This window comes from Acinetobacter nectaris CIP 110549, assembly GCF_000488215.1.
Lineage (GTDB): Bacteria > Pseudomonadota > Gammaproteobacteria > Pseudomonadales > Moraxellaceae > Acinetobacter > Acinetobacter nectaris.
In genome coordinates this window covers 1,165,799-1,185,549 of the sequence record NZ_KI530712.1, presented here as the reverse complement: position 1 = coordinate 1,185,549, position 19,751 = coordinate 1,165,799, and the positions used below count along the sequence as shown (strand labels likewise).

General features: G+C 38.0%; 16 protein-coding genes. 11 read left to right on the top strand and 5 right to left on the bottom strand.

Going from position 1 to position 19,751, the window contains the following annotated elements; genetic code table 11:
* Positions 1–49 precede the first annotated feature (49 nt).
* Positions 50–1,078 (bottom strand): tRNA dihydrouridine(20/20a) synthase DusA, encoded by a 1,029-nt coding sequence (gene dusA, locus P256_RS05830; RefSeq protein ID WP_023272764.1) that lies wholly within the window; start codon positions 1,076–1,078, stop codon positions 50–52.
* Positions 1,079–1,220: 142 nt separating this feature from the next.
* Here dusA and puuE point away from each other — a divergent pair, with 142 nt between their 5' ends.
* On the top strand, positions 1,221–2,174 hold the full coding sequence (puuE, locus tag P256_RS05825; protein ID WP_023272763.1) for an allantoinase PuuE: 954 nt from the start codon (positions 1,221–1,223) through the stop codon (positions 2,172–2,174).
* Positions 2,175–2,181: 7 nt separating this feature from the next.
* On the opposite strand, the gene P256_RS05820 is transcribed toward puuE, so the two are convergent.
* On the bottom strand, positions 2,182–2,880 hold the full coding sequence (locus P256_RS05820; RefSeq protein WP_023272762.1) for an aspartate/glutamate racemase family protein: 699 nt from the start codon (positions 2,878–2,880) through the stop codon (positions 2,182–2,184).
* A 242-nt stretch (positions 2,881–3,122) separates the two neighbouring features.
* Here P256_RS05820 and P256_RS05815 point away from each other — a divergent pair, with 242 nt between their 5' ends.
* The 4 genes from P256_RS05815 (at position 3,123) to hpxK (ending at position 8,106) form a co-directional block, all read left to right on the top strand.
* On the top strand, positions 3,123–4,562 hold the full coding sequence (locus tag P256_RS05815) for an NCS1 family nucleobase:cation symporter-1 (RefSeq protein ID WP_023272761.1): 1,440 nt from the start codon (positions 3,123–3,125) through the stop codon (positions 4,560–4,562).
* A gap of 77 nt (positions 4,563–4,639) precedes the next feature.
* Positions 4,640–5,476, top strand: a complete 837-nt coding sequence (locus tag P256_RS05810) for a MurR/RpiR family transcriptional regulator (RefSeq protein WP_322783238.1) — start codon at positions 4,640–4,642, stop codon at positions 5,474–5,476.
* A 120-nt stretch (positions 5,477–5,596) separates the two neighbouring features.
* Positions 5,597–6,856, top strand: coding sequence for a pyridoxal-phosphate-dependent aminotransferase family protein (locus tag P256_RS05805; protein WP_023272759.1), 1,260 nt, complete (start codon positions 5,597–5,599; stop codon positions 6,854–6,856).
* Entirely contained in the window at positions 6,853–8,106 is a 1,254-nt protein-coding gene (gene hpxK, locus P256_RS05800) for an allantoate amidohydrolase (protein ID WP_023272758.1), read from the top strand. Before P256_RS05805 ends, hpxK begins: the two co-directional genes overlap by 4 nt.
* A gap of 1 nt (position 8,107) precedes the next feature.
* On the opposite strand, the gene P256_RS05795 is transcribed toward hpxK, so the two are convergent.
* Positions 8,108–9,304 carry an MFS transporter gene (locus P256_RS05795; RefSeq protein WP_023272757.1) on the bottom strand — a complete coding sequence of 399 codons (1,197 nt, stop codon included), beginning with the start codon at positions 9,302–9,304 and terminating at the stop codon, positions 8,108–8,110.
* A gap of 708 nt (positions 9,305–10,012) precedes the next feature.
* Here P256_RS05795 and P256_RS05790 point away from each other — a divergent pair.
* The 3 genes from P256_RS05790 to P256_RS05780 are packed head-to-tail and all read left to right on the top strand — an operon-like array spanning position 10,013 to position 12,930.
* Complete coding sequence (locus tag P256_RS05790; RefSeq protein ID WP_023272756.1) at positions 10,013–11,140, top strand: Re/Si-specific NAD(P)(+) transhydrogenase subunit alpha; 1,128 nt, start codon at positions 10,013–10,015, stop codon at positions 11,138–11,140.
* An 11-nt stretch (positions 11,141–11,151) separates the two neighbouring features.
* Positions 11,152–11,478, top strand: a complete 327-nt coding sequence (locus tag P256_RS05785) for a proton-translocating transhydrogenase family protein (protein WP_023272755.1) — start codon at positions 11,152–11,154, stop codon at positions 11,476–11,478.
* A 3-nt stretch (positions 11,479–11,481) separates the two neighbouring features.
* Entirely contained in the window at positions 11,482–12,930 is a 1,449-nt protein-coding gene (locus P256_RS05780) for an NAD(P)(+) transhydrogenase (Re/Si-specific) subunit beta (protein WP_023272754.1), read from the top strand.
* A gap of 101 nt (positions 12,931–13,031) precedes the next feature.
* Here P256_RS05780 and rsfS read toward each other — a convergent pair whose 3' ends face one another.
* The gene (gene rsfS / locus P256_RS05775) at positions 13,032–13,436 is read right to left on the bottom strand and encodes a ribosome silencing factor (RefSeq protein ID WP_023272753.1); all 405 of its coding nucleotides are present in this window, start codon (positions 13,434–13,436) and stop codon (positions 13,032–13,034) included.
* Positions 13,437–13,614: 178 nt separating this feature from the next.
* The gene (locus P256_RS05770) at positions 13,615–16,422 is read right to left on the bottom strand and encodes an ATP-binding protein (protein WP_023272752.1); all 2,808 of its coding nucleotides are present in this window, start codon (positions 16,420–16,422) and stop codon (positions 13,615–13,617) included.
* Between the two features lie 150 nt (positions 16,423–16,572).
* Here P256_RS05770 and cysM point away from each other — a divergent pair, with 150 nt between their 5' ends.
* The 3 genes from cysM to rlmD are packed head-to-tail and all read left to right on the top strand — an operon-like array spanning position 16,573 to position 19,746.
* On the top strand, positions 16,573–17,502 hold the full coding sequence (gene cysM, locus P256_RS05765; protein WP_023272751.1) for a cysteine synthase CysM: 930 nt from the start codon (positions 16,573–16,575) through the stop codon (positions 17,500–17,502).
* 14 nt (positions 17,503–17,516) lie between these two features.
* Positions 17,517–18,329 carry a 3'-5' exonuclease gene (locus tag P256_RS05760; RefSeq protein WP_023272750.1) on the top strand — a complete coding sequence of 271 codons (813 nt, stop codon included), beginning with the start codon at positions 17,517–17,519 and terminating at the stop codon, positions 18,327–18,329.
* Between the two features lie 13 nt (positions 18,330–18,342).
* Positions 18,343–19,746, top strand: coding sequence for a 23S rRNA (uracil(1939)-C(5))-methyltransferase RlmD (rlmD, locus tag P256_RS05755; protein ID WP_040331847.1), 1,404 nt, complete (start codon positions 18,343–18,345; stop codon positions 19,744–19,746).
* Positions 19,747–19,751: the final 5 nt, after the last annotated feature.

Sequence of the window (19,751 nt, the reverse complement as noted above, 5' to 3'; positions counted from 1 at the left end):
ATATCATGCAATTCCAATATTGAAATTGCAATCATATCTCTAAAAATATCTAAGATTCGCTTTGTTTATCTGCAATATATGCTTCTGTACGAAGAATTGCTTCTTTCATATTCTTTGTTGCTTGTTTGATATCATCTAATGATTTTGCCTGACCACCACTGAGTGCTTGACGCCATTTTCTCGCACCTGGAAGGTTTTGAAATAAGCCTAAAATATGACGTGTAATGATTGAAAGTGGTGCACCTTCAGCTAGACGTTTTTCAATGTAAGGAATCATTTGTTCGATAATATCGAAGCGGTCAGGCGGTGGAAGCTGCCAAAGAGATTCACCTAAATCTGCAAGTAGGTAAGGGTTATGATATGCCTCACGCCCAATCATCACGCCATCAACATGTTTTAAATGCTGTTGTGTTTCTTCAACTGTTTTAATACCACCATTAATTTCAATGGTTAAATGAGGACGTTCTTGTTTTAAGCGATATACATCTTCATAGCGTAAAGGTGGAACATCTCTATTTTCTTTTGGTGACAGTCCTTTGAGTAGAGCAATACGTGCATGTACGACAAAGTAAGTACAACCTGTTTTAGCAACAGTATCTACAAAATGGAGCATTTCTTCATATGATTGCATGTCATCAATGCCAATACGATGTTTCACATGTACAGGAATTTGAACAGCTTGTTGCATTTGTTCTATGCATGTTGCAACAAGATCAGGCTCAGCCATGAGGCAAGCACCAATTTTATTGTTCTGTACGCGGTCACTTGGACAGCCGACATTGAGATTAATTTCATCATATCCCCAATCTTGCGCCATTTTACTACATAAAGCGAGATCTTTGGGATCGGAGCCACCGAGTTGAAGTACAAGAGGATGTTCCTGTTGATTGAAATCTAAGTGGCGTTTTGCATCCCCAAATAAAATTGCACCTGTCGTCACCATTTCTGTATACAAAATAATATTGGGGTTAAATAGACGAGCAAAAAATCGGTAATCTTTGGTCGTCCAGTCCATCATCGGGGCGACTGAAACTCTAAAGTTTTTAGAATTAATAAAATCTTTATGTACTTCAGTCATATAGTTCACCTAGGAGTATGTTTCTACAATAGAGAGGAAATGGTGAGTATATTATAACTGATTGACTCAAGCGAAAAACAGTTTGGTGTATTTCTTGCTTGTATCTAGCGTAATAGATTGAATAAAAATATAGGAATAGATCGTGACCAATTCATATTTAACAGGAAAATCTCTGATTGAGGATATTCAAGCTCAAACATCTTCACGTGATTTAATTGGGTACAGTGGTAAGTATCCACAGGCCAATTGGCCTAACGGTGCAAAAATCGCAGTGCAATTTGTTTTAAATTATGAAGAAGGCAGCGAAAACCATGTAGAGCATGGTGATGAAGGGTCTGAACAATTCCTATCTGAAATTATTGGGGCTGCAAGCTATCCCGATATTCATCGCTCTATGGATTCTATTTATGAATATGGTTCTCGTGCAGGATTTTGGCGTATTCATGAGGAGTTTCAAAAAAGAAATTTACCACTCACAATATTCGGTGTAGGTATGGCATTGGCACGCCATACGCCAATTGTAGAAGCCATTAAACAAGCAAATTATGATGTTGTTTCACATGGGCAACGTTGGATTCATTACCAGAACATGAGCATAGAGCAAGAACGTCAGTATATGCACCAAGCCATGTCTGTACTGAAAGAACTTTTTGGTCATGCACCAATAGGCTGGTATACAGGAAGAGATAGCCCAAATACGCGTGGACTGCTTGCCGAGTTCTCTGATATTCAATATGACAGTGATTATTACGGAGATGATTTACCATTTTGGACATCATTAGGTGCTGAGAAAAAACCACATCTTATTATACCTTATACACTTGATACCAATGATATGAAGTTCTGCTCACCCAATGGTTTTAGTAATGCAGACCAGTTCTATGAGTATCTTAAAGATGCATTTGATGTGCTTTATGAGGAAGGGAGTCATGCACCAAAAATGTTATCTATTGGCATGCACTGCCGTATTTTGGGTCGTCCTGCACGATTTAAAGCCTTACAAAAATTTCTAGACTATATTCAGTCGCATGATGATGTATGGATTTGCCGTCGGCAGGATATTGCAGAGCATTGGTATCGTCACCATTATCCTTAAGCGTAAATTACTTTACTGTAGGTGGGGCATAATCTCCCCACTTACTTGTTTTAATATTTAAAGCATGTAGGCTTTCGATCAGTTTTACGGCTGCCGTTACACCATCAATAATTGGAATACCGACTTCTTTAGAAAGCTGTTCTACCATTTTTGACATACCGCCACAACCTAGCACAATAGCACCAATATCATCATGCTCTTTTGCTTCGATACAGCTTGCACGTAATTGTGCATAAGCAACATCTTCTTGTTCTTCTAAGGTACGTACAGGTAAATCGATACAACGAATTTTTGCACATTTTTGAGTAAAACCATATTCATGTAATAAATGCTCAGCAATAATTTTTGTACGTGCAAGTGTGGTAACAATACTAAACTTCGTTGCAACAAGTGTTGCCATATGAAAAGCTGCTTCTGCAATACCAATCACAGGTGCTGTCGCAATTTCTCTTGCTGCATGTAAAGCAGGATCACCAAAACACGCAATAATATGACCATCCATTTTTTCAGATTGTACGTTCTGAATAAGCTCTAATAGTCCAACACTTGCAATTGCTTCATCGTAATGTCCTTCAATTGAAGCAACGCCATATTCAGGACAAACCGCTATAATTTCGGTTGTAGGTAAAGCTACATGCTTTGCACTTAGTCCAATGGAGTGGGTCATATCTTTAGAAGTATTTGGATTAATCACCTGAATTTTCAAATCTAAACCTATTTCTTAAATGATTCATTTTTATAAAGATGCACAATACATGCCAAAAAATAAAGTGGTTTGATCAAGTAAGGTGCGTATTTAATTTTTATAAAGTGGATTTTATTTTAGTGTTTTTTTGAAGTATTTGTTATAAATATCAATAACTTGTATTTTTATGAATGTGTGATCTAAAAGTTTGGCTTGATTTATGCTTAAACAAAATAAGTAAAAATAAATCGTGAGTCAGACGTATGAGTAATAAATACAGTGAAAGGTTAGCGAACCAAGACTTACAGCCTGCAAAAAAAACGTGGTCTTGGTATAACATTTTTTCATTTTGGATGTCAGATGTGCATAGCGTTGGGGGTTATGTATTTGCAGCCAGCTTATTTACATTGGGGTTAACAAGCTGGCAAGTACTCATGGCATTGGTTATTGGAATTTGCATTGTGCAAGTATGTGCAAATCTTGTTGCAAAGCCAAGTCAAGTATCTGGTGTACCTTATGCAGTTATTAGTCGCCAAGCATTTGGTGTATATGGTGCAAATATTCCTGCAATGATTCGTGGGCTAATTGCTGTTTCTTGGTATGGCATTCAGACTTGGCTGGCATCTAATGCACTTATGCTTATTTTACTTAAGTTTTTCCCATCTCTGTCCGATTTTACACATACAAGCTTCTTAAATTTAAGCCAATTGGGTTGGATGTGTTTTGGATTTATTTGGGTGGTTCAAGCCTTTATCTTTTGGAAAGGTATGGAAACCATTAAGAAGTTTATCGATTGGGCAGGGCCAATGATTTATGTGGTTATGCTTGCACTTGTTGCATGGGTAATTGCTAAAGCTGGTTGGCATAATATTAATTTTGATTTAAGTAGCAAAGATGTCGTTCATGGCAGTATGGTCAGTCAGTTCATTATTGCTGTTGCATTGGTTGTCTCTTACTTCTCAGGGCCACTATTAAACTTCGGTGATTTTTCACGCTATACCAAAGATATGAATGCAGTTAAAAAAGGGAACTTATGGGGCTTACCCGTAAACTTCATTTTCTTCTCCATTATTACAGTGGTTCTTGTTTCAGGGACATTTTCAATTACAGGGAAAATGATTACAGACCCGCTTGCAACAGTGGCTTTGGTCGACAATACAACGGCTGTTGTCTTAGGGGTAATTACTGTTTTACTTGCAACTGTAGGCATTAATATTGTGGCGAACTTTGTTTCGGCAGGTTTTGACTTTTCAAATGTTTCTCCAAGTAAAATTAGCTTTCGTACAGGAGGAATGATTGCTGCAATTGGTTCGGTTGTGATTACACCATGGAACTTGTTTAATTCTCCTGAAATTATTCACTATACCTTAGATGTGCTTGCAGCATTTATTGGGCCATTGTTTGGTATTTTAATTGCAGATTTCTACTTTATTAAAAAACAAAATGTAGATGTAGATGCATTATTTACTGAAAGTAAGCAAGGCGCATATTGGTATAAAAATGGTGTAAATCCACATGCAGTAATTGCACTATTTTTATCTGTAATCGTAGGGTTAGTCATTACATTAACGCCTGCTTTAAGTGCACTTGCACCATTTACATGGTTTATTGGTGCGTTGTTAGGTGGTGCGGTATACCGAACTATTGCCAGAAAAACAGAAGTACCAACAGTGGTAATGAAAGAAACAGTTGTACACAAATAATATATGTTGTCTATAAAAGAACGCGTAGGGCATGGCATATTTGTTTTACGCGTTTTTGGTATTTATATGATTTAGAGATGATGAATAATTTAGAAGATCAGTTAAAGACAGAATACTCACAGTTGACTCCTCAAGAAAAGAAAGTCGCTGACTTCATTTTGGATCATATACATGATTTAGTGACTTATAATAGTGCAGAAATTGCAAGATTGAGTCAGGTTTCTAAAGCAACCGTTAGTCGGCTCTTTAAACGTCTTGGGTATACCAGTTATAAAGCATTGCGTGAGCATACAAGAACCTTAAGGCAACAAGGTATACCACTTGTCGAAAATAAAGAAATACTGGCAAAGGATAGCTTGCTGCAACGGCATTATGAGCAAGAAAAATTAAACCTACAGCTATTAATGCAATATCTTACATCGCCTGAATTTTCAAATATTTTAGATGCATTACTAAAAGCGAAAAAAATTGCAATTACGGGTTTCCGTAATAGTTATGCAGTTGCATTACATTTACGTCAACAGTTATTACAAGCTAGAAGCGATGTGTATCTTTATCCTCAGTCGGGGCAGACTATTGCTGAGGAATTGGTTGATTTAACGAAAGAAGATGTATTTATTTTATTTGCTTTTCGCCGTAGACCACAGCATTTAAAGCATATTCTGCAATACTTACAAAAGAATAATGTGCCTGTTTTATTGATTTCTGAAGAAAAATCATCGGAACTGATGCAGTTATCCTCTTGGCATATTCACATGAGCTTAGACAGTATCTCTGCATTTGATAGCTATACAGCAGCAATGAGCTTTTGCAGTTTGTTGAGTAATGCCTTTCTGCACGCCTCTCTCAACCATTCAAGAGAACGAGTTCAAAAAATCTCTCAATGTTATGCGCAGTTGTATGAACTTGAATAAAGCAATTTGGCACATTTGTTGCATTTTATATTCTATTGAAACTTTTGTTTCAAAACAGGGTTTATATTGGTCATGACTCACTTGTAATGATGTTGCATTGTAATAAAAGGATTCGGGTAAATGTACGATTTAGATATTCATAATTTTAAACAAATTAATCCACCACATCGTTTACTTATGGGGCCAGGCCCAATTAATGCAGACCCACGTGTATTGCGTGCAATGTCAACGCAATTGGTTGGGCAGTATGACCCTGCCATGACACATTATATGAATGAGGTAATGCAGTTATATCGTGGGTTATTTCAGACTGAAAACCGTTGGACAATGCTTGTTGATGGTACATCTCGTGCAGGTATTGAAGCAATATTGGTTTCTTCAATTCAGCCGGGTGACCGTGTTTTAGTTCCTGTCTTTGGACGTTTTGGTCAACTACTTTGTGAGATTGCACGCCGTTGCCGTGCAGAGGTACATACAATTGAAGTACCGTGGGGACAAGTTTTTGACCCTCAGCACATTGAAGATGCAATTGTTAAAGTGCGTCCAAAATTGCTTTTAACGGTGCAAGGTGATACATCGACAACGATGTTACAACCACTTCAAGAATTAGGTGAAATCTGTCGTCGTCACGATGTTCTTTTATATACGGATGCAACAGCATCTTTTGGTGGAAATGAATTAAAAGTAGATGAGTGGAAAATTGATGCTGTTTCAGCAGGTTTACAAAAGTGCTTGGCAGGCCCATCAGGCAGTTCCCCAATTACATTGAATGATCGCTTTGAAGAAGTGATTCGCCGTCGTAAGTGTGTAGAAGAAGGGATTCGTACAGATGCTCATGTACAAGGTGATGATGAGTTTATTTACTCGAATTATTTTGACCTTGGCATGATTATGGATTATTGGGGACCTGAGCGTTTAAACCATCATACCGAAGCAACCACAATGCTGTTTGGTGCAAGAGAATGTGCACGTATTATTTTACAAGAAGGCTTAACAGAAACAATTGCAAGACATGAACTGCATGGCAATGCTTTATTGGCAGGGATTCAGCATATGGGGCTCAATACATTTGGTGATCTAGAGCACCGTATGAACAATGTGCTTGGTGTGGAAATTCCTGAAAATATTCATGGTGAGGAAGTTCGTCAGATGTTACTGAATGATTTTTCAATTGAGATTGGAACATCATTTGGGCCACTGCAAGGGAAAATTTGGCGTATTGGTACAATGGGCTATAACGCGAGAAAAGACTGTGTTTTACAGACACTCACTGCATTAGAAGCAGTACTGAATAAATTAGGTTTTTCTACGAAACAAGGCGAAGCCATGCAGGCTGCTTGGAATGTGTATGCTTCAGCAATGAAAGGAGAAAACTCATGATTGAGATTTCTTCACAATATACAGCGTTCGCTGCTCAAAGGGTAATGGCACGTATTGAATCACTGGCAAAGATAAGCAGTGATACCGATGCGATGACACGTGTTTATTTGTCTAAAGAGCATCAACAAGCCAATGCGCAAGTTGCTACATGGATGCAAGAAATTGGCATGCATGTTTGGCAAGATGCGGTTGGAAATATGTGTGGTAGGTATGAAGGTAGAGAGCCTAATGCACCTGCAATTTTATTGGGATCGCATTTAGATACTGTAAGAAATGCAGGTAAATATGATGGAATTCTAGGTGTTTTAACTGCACTTGAAGTCGTGGCTTTTTTACATGAGCATCAATACCGTTTGCCTGTCGCAGTTGAAATTGTTGGCTTTGCAGATGAAGAAGGTACACGATTTGATGTGACACTTTTGGGCAGTAAAGCGCTGACAGGGCAATGGGAAAAGGATTGGCTTGAACGTAAAGACCGTGATGGAGTGTCAATTGCGCAAGCTATGCAAGATTTTGGTTTAGATCCGCTTCAAATCTCTCAGGCTCAGAGAAAAAAAGAAGATATAGCAGCATATCTTGAACTCCATATCGAACAAGGTCCATGTTTAGAGGCAGAAAATCTTGCATTGGGTGTAGTGACTGCAATTAATGGTGCACGCCGTTTAATGTGCCAGTTTAAAGGACATGCAGGACATGCAGGTACAGTACCAATGCAACACCGTAAAGATGCTTTGGTGGCGGCAGCAAAATGGATTATTGAAATTGATGAGTATGTGCCACAGGCTGATTTGAGCTTAGTCGCTACTGTTGGGTATATCGAAAATAAACCTAATGCAGTCAATGTAATTTCAGGACAGGTCTCATTATCATTAGATATTCGAGGGCCGAACGATGCCGTTATAGATCAGGCATTAGAAAAGGTTTTAGAAAAAGCACAGCATATTGCAACAACACGTGGACTCACATTTGAAAGTGATGAGTTTTATCGAATTCAAGCCATTGCGTGTGATGAAAACTTACAGCAACGTTTTGCACATGGTATTTCTAAAGTTCAGACGACAGAAAAATATTTACCAAGTGGTGCAGGGCATGATGCCATTGCAATTGCCACTCAATGGCCTGTTGGCATGTTGTTCGTTCGGTGTGAAAAAGGGGTGAGTCATCATCCTGCTGAAGCTATAACGACCCATGACGCACAGCTTGCAATACATGCTTATATTGAAACAGTACTGACATGGGCACAAACTTAAATTAGGATATTGTGTAGTATTTTTTCTGTACGAGAAGGTAGTCAATCACAGCAAAGAATGTAGTGAGTATCGCAAATACAAGACCTGTAATACAAGCCCAAATCCAACCGCCATGATTCCATGCAAAAATTCCCATAGCTGAACCAAATGCAGCCCCACCAAAGTAAAATGTCATATAAATTGAATTGATGCGGGACTTTGCATTTGGGCGTAATTTATAAATAATGCTTTGATTACATGAGTGAGTAAACGCGACGCCTGTATTAAGTACAGCAAAACCGATAATGTAGTAAATAAAATGCTGCTGAGATAGGTATAAAAAAAGCCAACTTGAAATAAGAAGTATGCTACCGATAAATGTAAGCTGAACAGTATAACCACGATCTGCAAACTTACCGACATATTGTGATGATAGTGCGCCGATGATACCAACAAGACTTATCATACCAATGAATGCATCTTTCAGGTTGAAAGGTGGTGCAGATAAATAAACAGCCATAGTTGCAAATAAAATACTCATAGATGCAAAAGAAAAGCCACCCATAAGACCACGAATACTAAGCCGATGTTCCTCGGTAATCAGAGCTTTCATTGACTTAAATACATCAAAATAATTTAGCGATGTACCTTTGGTTTGAGGAAGTTGTTTTTTGAGTTGATATGCACACCAAAAAATCAAAAAGGCACTGAAAAAATAAACGACTTTCCAGTGTAAGAGGTTTGATAATATGCCTGCTAGACTGGTCGAAAGTAAAATACCAATCAATAAACCACTTATTAAAAATCCAACTGTTTCCCCAATTTTATTTGGTTGAACCATTATGGTTGAAAATGGAATAAGTACTTGTGCTGCAACAGAAAATAAACCTGCCAGTACTGTTCCAAGCCATAGCATATATAGGTTTATAGAAAGGGCTGAAAGTAGTAAACCTATGCCTGAAAATGCCATAAGTAAAGGGATAAACTTACTCTTTTGGGTAATATCTCCAAGAGGAACAATAAAAAGTAAGCCAACAGCATAAGAAATTTGTGCAAGTGTGACAGTAAACTGTGCTTGAGCTGTTGATGTATGAAAACTATGTTGAATGGAATGTATGAGCGGTTGGCAAAAATAATTTGCACCTGCAGTAAGGCCACAGGAAATGGCCATAAGCCAAAGTAGTTTTCTATTTTGGCTAATATCTTGAGTAGAGGGCATTATAAATACAGTATGAGATATATAAGTTTAATTTGAGAGCAAGATATCATAAATTTTAGTACGGAATGTACCTGAGTAGGTGAATGCGAATTATCAAAATTTCTGATATAAGTGAATAATATTTCTGAGTATCATCATTTAAAATAGAGTCTAAGAAAACTAAAGAAAATATAGAATAAAAATTGGAAAGAAATGTGAGCGATAAGAGGTATCTTTTATTTAAGTTGAAATAAACAAATACTTTTTTAACATGAATATTTTTTTATTTTCGATTATTTAAAAATAATTGATGTTGTATTTTTAAACTTATTTAGAAGAATAACAATGTTTAGTTATTCCTTAAATCTATTTTTGTTTTTTATAAATAAAATTAAATATTTGATTTATATGTATTAAAAATAAAATACACATTTTTAATTATAGATATATTTTATAAGTTATTAAAATAAAAGGAATAATATATATGGGCTAAGACAAAAGGCTAATTGTATAGTATGTATAAAAAATATTATTTTTTTAAGTCAAACCTTTATATTTTAGCGCTTTTAAGGGTGTATCAAAATGTCAACTTGGAAATATTCTCCATTTATTAAATAAATAATGGGTAGCATTTTTCCTTCGATTACATAGAATCAAAGTGACATATCGTGCGAAAAGTACTTTCATCTTTCGTATTGTTTAATAATGACCTTGGCTTGGGGAAGACTCATGCAGATTGGAATACCAACTGAAACAGTAGCAGGTGAAAACCGTGTGGCTGCTACGCCTGAAACCGTAAAAAAATTAATCAGTAATGGTCATGATGTGGTCATTGAGCGTGGTGCTGGTATTAAGTCGGCATATATTGACTCAGCATATGAAAGTGTTGGTGCAAAGATTACCGAAAATGCTTATGAAGGCAGTGAAATTATATTAAAGGTGCGAGCACCTGTTGGTGATGAAATTCAAAAGATTAAACAAGGCAGTGCGGTTGTCGCGATGTTTGATCCATTTCGTAACCCTGAGTTAGATGCTTTTGCACAGCAAAAAATTTCTGCTTTTGCTTTAGAGTTGCTACCTCGTACGTTATCACGTGCGCAAAATATGGATGTCTTGTCATCTCAAGCGAACTTAGCAGGTTATAAGTCTGTTTTATTGGCAGCAAATGCCTATCAGGGTTTATTTCCAATGCTGATGACAGCAGCAGGTACAGTTAAACCTGCAAAAGTTGTCATTATGGGTGTAGGAGTTGCAGGTTTACAGGCAATTGCAACGGCAAAACGTTTAGGTGCAGTGGTTGAAGCAACAGATTTGCGACCAACTGCTAAAGAACAAGTACAGTCTTTAGGTGGTAAGTGGCTAGATGTGCCAATGTCTGAAGAAGAGCAACAACGTGCTGCTGATGCTGCAAAAAATGGCTATGGCTGGATGCCGGGTGAACAATACATAAAAGACCAAGCTGCGATTGTAGATAAAGCTGTGAGTCAGGCAGATATTGTGATTACCACTGCATTGTTACCGGGGCGAAATGCACCAAGACTAATTAAAGCTGAAACCGTGAAAAAAATGAAACCGGGCTCTGTCATTTTAGATATGGCTGTTGAAACCGGCGGTAATGTTGAAGGTTCTGCGGTGAATGAGACGGTTGTAACAGAGAATGGTGTACAAATTTTAGGGATTCCAAATATTCCTTCGACTGTTGCAACAGAGGCATCTGCATTGTATGCGCGTAATGTTTTTAACTTTGTAAGCACTCTCTTTAATGAAGATAAGCAATTAAATATTACGTTAGAAGATGAAATTCAAAAAGCATTGCTCGTAAGTCATGATGGCGAGCTGTTGTTAAAGCGTAGCTGAGGAGCGAGAAAATGATTGAAACAATAACTATTTTTGTCTTGGCTGTATTTGTAGGTTACTACGTAGTATGGGGTGTAACGCCTGCTTTACATACACCTTTAATGGCAGTCACTAATGCACTTTCTTCAATTGTTATTGTAGGTGCAATGCTACAAACCGTTGGTTTGCCAGTGCTTGGGATTGAAGCAAATGTTGCTTTTCAAAGTGTAAATGCTGTGAGTGTTTTAGGTGCAGTTGCTGTCTTTTTAGCAAGTATTAATATTTTTGGTGGTTTTGCCGTTACAGCACGTATGCTTGAAATGTTCAAACCAAAACAGAAAAAGAAAGAAGAGGTATAAACAATGGAATTGATAAGAGAATATTCTGGTTGGTTATATCTTGTTGGTGCGATTTTATTTATTTTAACATTACGTGGACTGTCTAGCCCAAAAACTGCGATTCAAGGGAATCGTTATGGCATGGTGGCTATGGCAATTGCAGTGTTAACGACATTTTTTGTCGCAGATCATGTGGTTGTATGGCTTATTTTAATTCCAATGGCATTGGGTGCGGTCGTAGGTATTACTCGCGCACGTACTGTTCCAATGACACAAATGCCTGAAACAGTTGCACTCATGCACTCATTGGTTGGTTTGTCTGCGGTATTAATTGCAATTGCTGCAATTTTGCATAACAACCACTTGGTTGGACTATTTGAGCAAAATACATCTGCATTGCAAAATGCGGGCGTAGAACAGCCGCATATGAGTAAAGTACACTTCTTCGAGTTGTTTGTTGGTTGCTTTGTCGGCGCAATTACCTTTACAGCATCTTTATTTGCTTATGGAAAACTCGCTGCGAAGAAATGGGCAAAAACAATTGCAGGTGGTTGGGTAAAACCCTTACAAGCTATTTTATTTGCGGTAATGATTGTTTGTGGTGGTTATTTCTTTACAACAGGAAATATGGCTGCTTTTTGGCTTATGACTGCTTTTGCACTTGCATTTGGTTGGGTGTGGATTGCGCCTGTGGGCGGTGGAGATATGCCGGTTGTGGTATCACTTCTGAACTCTTTTTCAGGGTGGGCAGCAGCAGGAATTGGTTTTACACTTGAAAATAATATGCTTATTGTTGCGGGTTCATTGGTGGGTTCATCGGGTGCAATCTTGTCGTACATTATGTGTAAGGCGATGAATCGTAGCATTCTTAATGTTCTATTTGGTGGCTCGGCAAGTACTGCTGCTGTAGCAGCATCAGGCGAAAAAGTTGAGAGAAACTATCGTTCAGGTTCGGCAGATGATGCAGGCTTCCTGATGTCAAATGCAGACAGTGTCGTGATTGTACCGGGTTATGGTATGGCACAAGGTCGTGCACAAAATGCTGTAAAAGAACTTGCAATGTTACTTAAAGAAGAAGGTGTGAAAGTACGTTTTGCAATTCACCCTGTTGCGGGTCGTATGCCTGGACATATGAACGTCTTACTTGCAGAAGCAGACGTGCCTTATGACGATATTCTAGAGATGGATGAAATTAACTCAGATTTCCCTGCGACAGATGTTGTTCTTGTAATTGGTGCAAACGATGTTGTAAACCCTGCTGCAAAAGATAACCCAGGTTCTCCAATTTATGGTATGCCTATTTTGGAAGCGTATAAAGCCCGTACGATTATGGTTATTAAGCGTTCAATGGCAACGGGTTATGCAGGTTTAGACAATGATTTGTTCTATGATGAAAAAACAATGATGATTTTCGGTGATGCGAAAAAAGTTGTTGAAGATATGACAAAATCGATTAATGGTGCAGGCCACTAAAAATTTAAAATAAGAGCAACATATATTTCTAAAATATATGTTGCTATAAACAAAAAAAGCGACGTATTTGTCGCTTTTTTATTTGCATTTTTTTCGTAATCTTATGCGAATACTTTTTCAGGAGCAGAGCGCCAAAGACTTTCTAGATCATAGAATTTACGTGCTGTTGGTAGCATAACATGCACTACAACATAACCAAGATCAATCAATACCCATTCAGCATCAAGTTCACCTTCGACACCGATTGGACGAAAACCTGCTTGACGTGCTTCATCTGCAACGTTGTTTGCAAGTGCTTTAACATGACGTGTTGATGTGCCGCTAGCAATAACAATTGCATCTGCAACATTGCTAATTTCACTTACATCAAGTTCTACAATGTCTTTTGCTTTTACATCTGCAAGTGCTTCATGAACAACTGATAAACAGCGAGTTACATTTTCACTTTGCGCATTCATCGCGCTTTCTTGAGAATTAGAAGCGCTGGGCGATGGTTCTAAATTCATAGAAGTCAATAATTCCTGACAATTACTCAGTATGTAATATAGCGGTTTTGTAGTTGGAATTCAAACAATCTATGACAGAACTTTCTAGAGAGCTATTTTATATGATTATTTTTTTAATATATGCTATAGAGAAATACTTTAAATTCAGTATTTCTCTATAGATATTGGACTACTTTGGTTACTGCTGCTGTTGCAGTTTTTTCTGTGCGGCTTCACGTGTATGTTGAATAATATGTTTTAGTTCATTAAATCGAGTAAGTGTTTCCTCAATAAAGTTTTGATCTGCTCTACGTTTTTCTTTGCGAAGTTTGGAAACAAACTGTTCAAAGTTGCCTGTACTTTCTTGTAGTTTAGGTGTCCCAACATAACGAGTTGCGCCGTATAGCCGATGCAAAATATGTTCAAGTTGAGGAAAGTCTTCAAGTTCAATTAGCTGCTGCATTTCTTCAACTTCACCATCAAAACTTTCAATGAGCATTTTTAGTAGATCGAATGCCAGCTCTTCTTTATTTGCTGCAAGTTTTACACTTTGTGCCCAATCTAAATATTCTGCATCAATATCTGTAGAGTGGTTGTCATGTATCGGTGGTGTACTTTCAAACTTTCTATTTGTCCATGTGGTTAAAATTTGAATAAGCTGTTCTATTTGAATTGGTTTGGTCACATAATCATTCATGCCCACAGACAAAAGATTTTGCTTTTCATCTGAAAGCGCATGTGCTGTAAGTGCAATAATTGGCAAGGTTTTTTGATGTTCTAAGGTGGATTCTAAAGAACGAATCGCACGTGTTGTATCAATCCCAGACATCACTGGCATTTGAATATCCATAAAAATCAAATCAAAAGGATGTTGTTTATCTTCAATACCTTGCTGGATATGTCTAATCGCTTCTTGTCCACTCAGTGCTTTGGTTGTTTTTACATTGAGCTCTGCAAGCAATGCTTCTAAGACAATAAGATTCGGCAAGTGGTCATCTACAGCAAGCACATGAAGTCCTTTACCATCAAAGAATTTAGTTGTTTGGTCTTCAACCTGAATTTGGTTTTTAAGTAGTTGCAATAAACTATGGCGGCTTAATGGTTGATATAATGGGGTTGCCTGAAACTGACTTAATGTATTTGGCTCTAATGACATTTGATAGCCGTATACAGCCAAATGCCCTTGATAACGCATACGAATTTCTTTTAATAAAGCAGGGGTATCACCTGCATGGTCAACAATAACCCATGTATTGTCATCATCTTTTAAGTTGTTTAGTCGACTAAATAAATCTAAAAGAGAAGTGCTTTCCAAATGCTGTACTTTATAGTTTTCCAAGTAGTGTCTTAAAATGTTTGCAGTTGCGCTATGTGAAATAAACGATACAACATGAACATGATCTAAAACTTCTTGTTGAGGTTCTACAACGCGATGGTCGAGTTCAAACTGAACATTAAACCAAAATGTTGAGCCTTTTTCGGTAGGGTTACGTAATTGATTGTCCTCAAACCCAATATGCCCATGCATCATCTGAACAAGTTGTTTGGAAATTGCAAGTCCAAGACCAGTTCCACCAAATTGGCGTGTAATTGAAGCATCGACTTGTGAAAAAGAGCCAAATAATTTCTTTTGATCTTGTTCAGTTACACCAATACCACTGTCTTGAACACTAAAATAAATTTGGCAGTGCTGATGATCTCTGCTTTCAAGACGTGTACGAACAACAATTTCACCATCAGGTGTAAATTTAATTGCATTTGAGATGAGGTTCGTCAGAATTTGCTTAAATCTTAATGTATCGCCAATCACATACGGTGGTAGATCGTATGCGAAGAAAAAAGCCATATTGATATTTTTTTGTGCTGCAAGAGGTGACAGCATATCCATCACATCAAATATGGTTTCTTCTAGGTTAAATTGTGCAGTTTCTAGTTCGAGTTTACCTGCCTCAATTTTTGAGAAATCGAGTACATCGTTAATTAGTGCAAGTAGGTGTGCTGAAGATTTTCTGATGGTTTGTAAGTAAATATTCTGGTCGTTCGTTAAGCTGTCTTGTCTGAGCATAAGGTGGATAAAACCATCAATACTATTGAGTGGTGTTCTTAACTCATGACTAATGTTAGCAAGAAATACAGATTTGGATTGGTTGGCAGAAATAGCTTGGTCACGTGCCTGTCTATAGGTAATGTTTTGAACTTCTAATGTATCTAAAGTTCTGCGTAAATCATCTTCAGTTTGTTCGGTGTGTTCTCTTAATTCTAAGAAACTACTGTGTAAACGCTGTAATGTGTTTTCAATATCTCGTTGTAAGAGTTTAAGTTCACCACTACTATTAAGTGTGATGGGTTGGTCTAAGTTATCTGCACTTAAACGTTGAAGTTGCATGCGAATTTCATACAGCGGTGCGATCCATCTTCTAGAATAGAAATTAAGACACATCATCAGTAAAAGCAGAGTAATGAAGCCTGTTGCAGTAAGTACACTCAAAATTCGATAGTGGGCAAGTGCTAGCGGTTGGTCATCAAGTTCGATGAGTAACCATGTGCTTACACCATTTTTATCCGTCATAAGTTTGCTGCCATAAACGGTATTATGGTTGTAAGCAATAGGACCAATAAAAAGACTTGTATCTGTTATTGTTGGCCAGGGTAGGTAGTGGCGCTGACCAATTGTGGCCTGTATATGGTTTTTACTATTAATAATTGCCACACGTTGAACATATTGTTCGTTTAATACATTTTGTAGAATATTTTCTACGCGTGGAAGAATGGTTGGTGATGTATTAATTGCAGAGGCTAATATTTTGGCAGTGTGTTGATAGCGAGCCAAGATGGCAATAGCTGCATATTGTTGCTGACTTTTTGCGGCAATTCGTGTTTCATTGACAACCAAAGTTGTCCCAACAATGACAAGAACCAAAATAGGAATAAAAATAAATGCGACCAATTGCCCATAGGCATGGTTAAGCTGTAAGCGTTGTAATAGATTCTTTTTAGATTGTGCCATTATCGAAAAATAAACGATTCCTCTTAAGCTGAATCTTATCATGCTTTTAATACGATGGTCGCGTGTATTCTTTGTATAAAAAACAGTGAAATGAGTGCAGGATCATTATTTTTTTCATACAATAGGCTCACCTAAAATCAGGTAAATATTATGAGTGACAATATTCCAGACTTTTTTTCTGATGATTTCTTACTTGATCATTATGTTGGAAAGACTCCACTAGTAAGGCTGCAACGCTTAACAAAAAATAAAACAGCTACAGTGCTTGCAAAGCTTGAGGGGAATAATCCTGCAGGTTCTGTAAAAGATCGTCCTGCATATAATATGATTATACAGGCAGAAAAACGTGGGGATATTCAGCCAGGCGATACCTTAATTGAAGCAACAAGTGGCAATACAGGGATTGCACTTGCGATGGTTGCTGCAATGCGTGGTTATCGTATGAAGCTCATTATGCCTGACAATATGAGCCAAGAGCGTAAAGATGCAATGTTGGCCTATGGTGCAGAGCTTATTGAGGTGACTCAACAGCAAGGCATGGAAGGTGCACGTGACTTAGCATTGCAAATGCAAAAAGATGGTCAGGGTTTTGTGCTAAACCAATTTGGTAATCCCGATAATGTAGAAGCACATTATTTAACGACAGGACCGGAAATTTGGCAGCAAACAGGCGGTAAAGTCACTCACTTTGTAAGCTCAATGGGAACAACAGGAACCATTATGGGTGTATCAAAGTATTTAAAAGAAAAAAATCCAGATATCCAAATTATTGGATTGCAGCCTGAAGAAGGTGCAAGTATTGCAGGTATTCGCCGTTGGCCTGAAGCATATTTACCAACAATATTCGATCGACAACGTATAGACCGTGTGATTGATATTGCTCAAGAAAATGCAGAAGTCACGATGAGAGCACTTGCGAAGACTGAAGGTATCTTTGCTGGGACATCTTCAGGCGGCGCTGTATGGGCGGCATTGCAGATTGCCAAAGAAGACCCAAGTGCAGTGGTTGTTTGTATTATTTGTGATCGTGGCGATCGTTACTTGTCTACAGGTCTGTTTTCTACTCAAGATACGCAATAAGGTGGATGCAAAATATGCGCTTACCGATACTGGTATTTGATATTGAAACCATTACAGATTTAAAAGCAGGTGCTCATTTATATGGGCTCAGTCATTTATCTGCTGAAGGTGTAGAACAGGCATTAAATAAACTACGTCGCCAAGATGTCGGAACAGACTTTCAGCGTTTACCGTTGCACGAGATTGTTTGTATTTCGGGATTATGGATTGATGAGAAAGGTTTTAGATTGTTCTCATTTAGCCAACAAGATAATACCGAACTTGGCATTTTACAAAAATTCTTATCTATTTTTGAGAAACGTCGTCCTGTTTTAGTGAGTTGGAATGGCTCACAGTTCGATTTACCGGTAATCGCTTATCGTGCGATGTATCATGGCTTATCTGCACCTAACTTATTTGATCAGGGTGAGTTAGACCAACAACGTCGTTTTAGCAATTATCAAAATAGATACCATCATCAGCATGTCGACCTAATGGATGTGATGGCGATGTTTAATGGTCGTAACTTTCAAAAACTTGATGATATTGCACAATTTCTAGGGTTGCCCGGAAAGCGAGAAGGTGCAGGTTATTTGGTGCCAGAGCAAGTAAAACTAGAACAGTGGACTGAATTAGAAACCTATTGTGAGGGCGATGTGATAAACACATGGCTGATTTATTTACGTTGGGTCATGCTGAAGGGGCAGTTGTTGCCAAATGAGCATACAAATATGGTACAGCAAACGATTCAGCATTTGCAGGATAGGCCCAAGCATCAAGAATTTTTAAAGAATTGGGAGCGAAGTGCGAAAAGCACCGCGTTCAGTTCAACATTTTTTCATCATTAAATTAGGTTCAGTTTTGAAACATATTGCCAAACCTCGTCTCAATACAGCACAAACTTATTTGTTTGATGTTAAGGCATTGTCTCATGAGGGACGAGGTATCGCTCATTATTCCCATGATGCTGAACATCCAATAGAAAAGGATGGGAAAAAAGTTTTTATTCAATTTGCACTCCCTGAAGAGCGCGTGCAAGTTAATGTCACTAAGCAGAGCAAACGCTATGAAGAGGGCGATGCTGTAGAAGTGATTGGTGAGCCATCAAAGTATCGTACCTCTCCAATATGTGACCACTTCCAAGCCTGTGGAGGCTGTAGTTTGCAGCATATGCATGCAGATGAGCAGATTCGCTTTAAACAAGATGTTTTACAATCGCACTTTCAACATTTTGCGGGTTTGGCACCAATTGATTGGTTGAGTCCAATACGCAGTACACGCCAAGATTATCGTCGCCGTGCACGTATAGGTGTACGTTATATCGAAAAAAATCAGAAGTTTATGTTTGGTTTTAGGGAAAGACAAAGCAATCGTTTGGTAAATATTCAACATTGCCCTGTTTTACATGTGAAGCTGAATCGTGCGCTTCCTGAAATTAAAGCGCTGCTTGGTCAGTTAAAAGGTAAGTCTGAGATTGGGCATATTGAACTCGGCATGGGAGATGAAAGTGTTTCTTTACTTGTTCGACATACAGCACCATTGTGTAAACAGGATCAGATAGCATTACAACACTTTACAGCACAGCGAAACTGGCAATTATATTTACAACCAAAAGGTGCTGATAGTGCTTATCGTGTTCAAATCAACGATGAAGATGATCAGCCATTATTTTATTCATTAGATGTATTTGATTTAAAATTAAAATTTTCACCTACAGACTTTACACAAGTGAATGCTGAGGTTAATCAGCAGATGGTTTCTTTGGCATGTAACTTGCTTGAACTCAAGGCAGGTGAACGTGTACTAGATTTATTTTGTGGTTTAGGAAATTTTTCTTTACCACTTGCGCGTGGTGTTGGGGAAACGGGGCAAGTGATTGCGGTCGAAGGCAGTGAAGAAATGGTACGTCGTGGGCAGGAAAACGCACGATTGAACCATATCGAGCATATTCAATTCTACTCACAAGACTTAACCCAAGATTTTTCAAAACAACCTTGGGCAAAACAGGGTTTTGACGCATTATTGATAGATCCGCCACGTGCAGGTGCGGAACAAGTTATGAATTATATTGCGAATTTTGATGCGAAACGTATTGTGTATGTTTCGTGTGATCCCGCTACTTTGGCACGAGATGCAGGTATTCTTGTGCAGCATGGTTATCAACTTAAAAAAGCAGGTGTAATGGACATGTTTACACATACAAGTCATGTCGAATCAATTACCTTGTTTGAAAAAATAGAACAGCATTACAACGAAAGTGAATGACATGA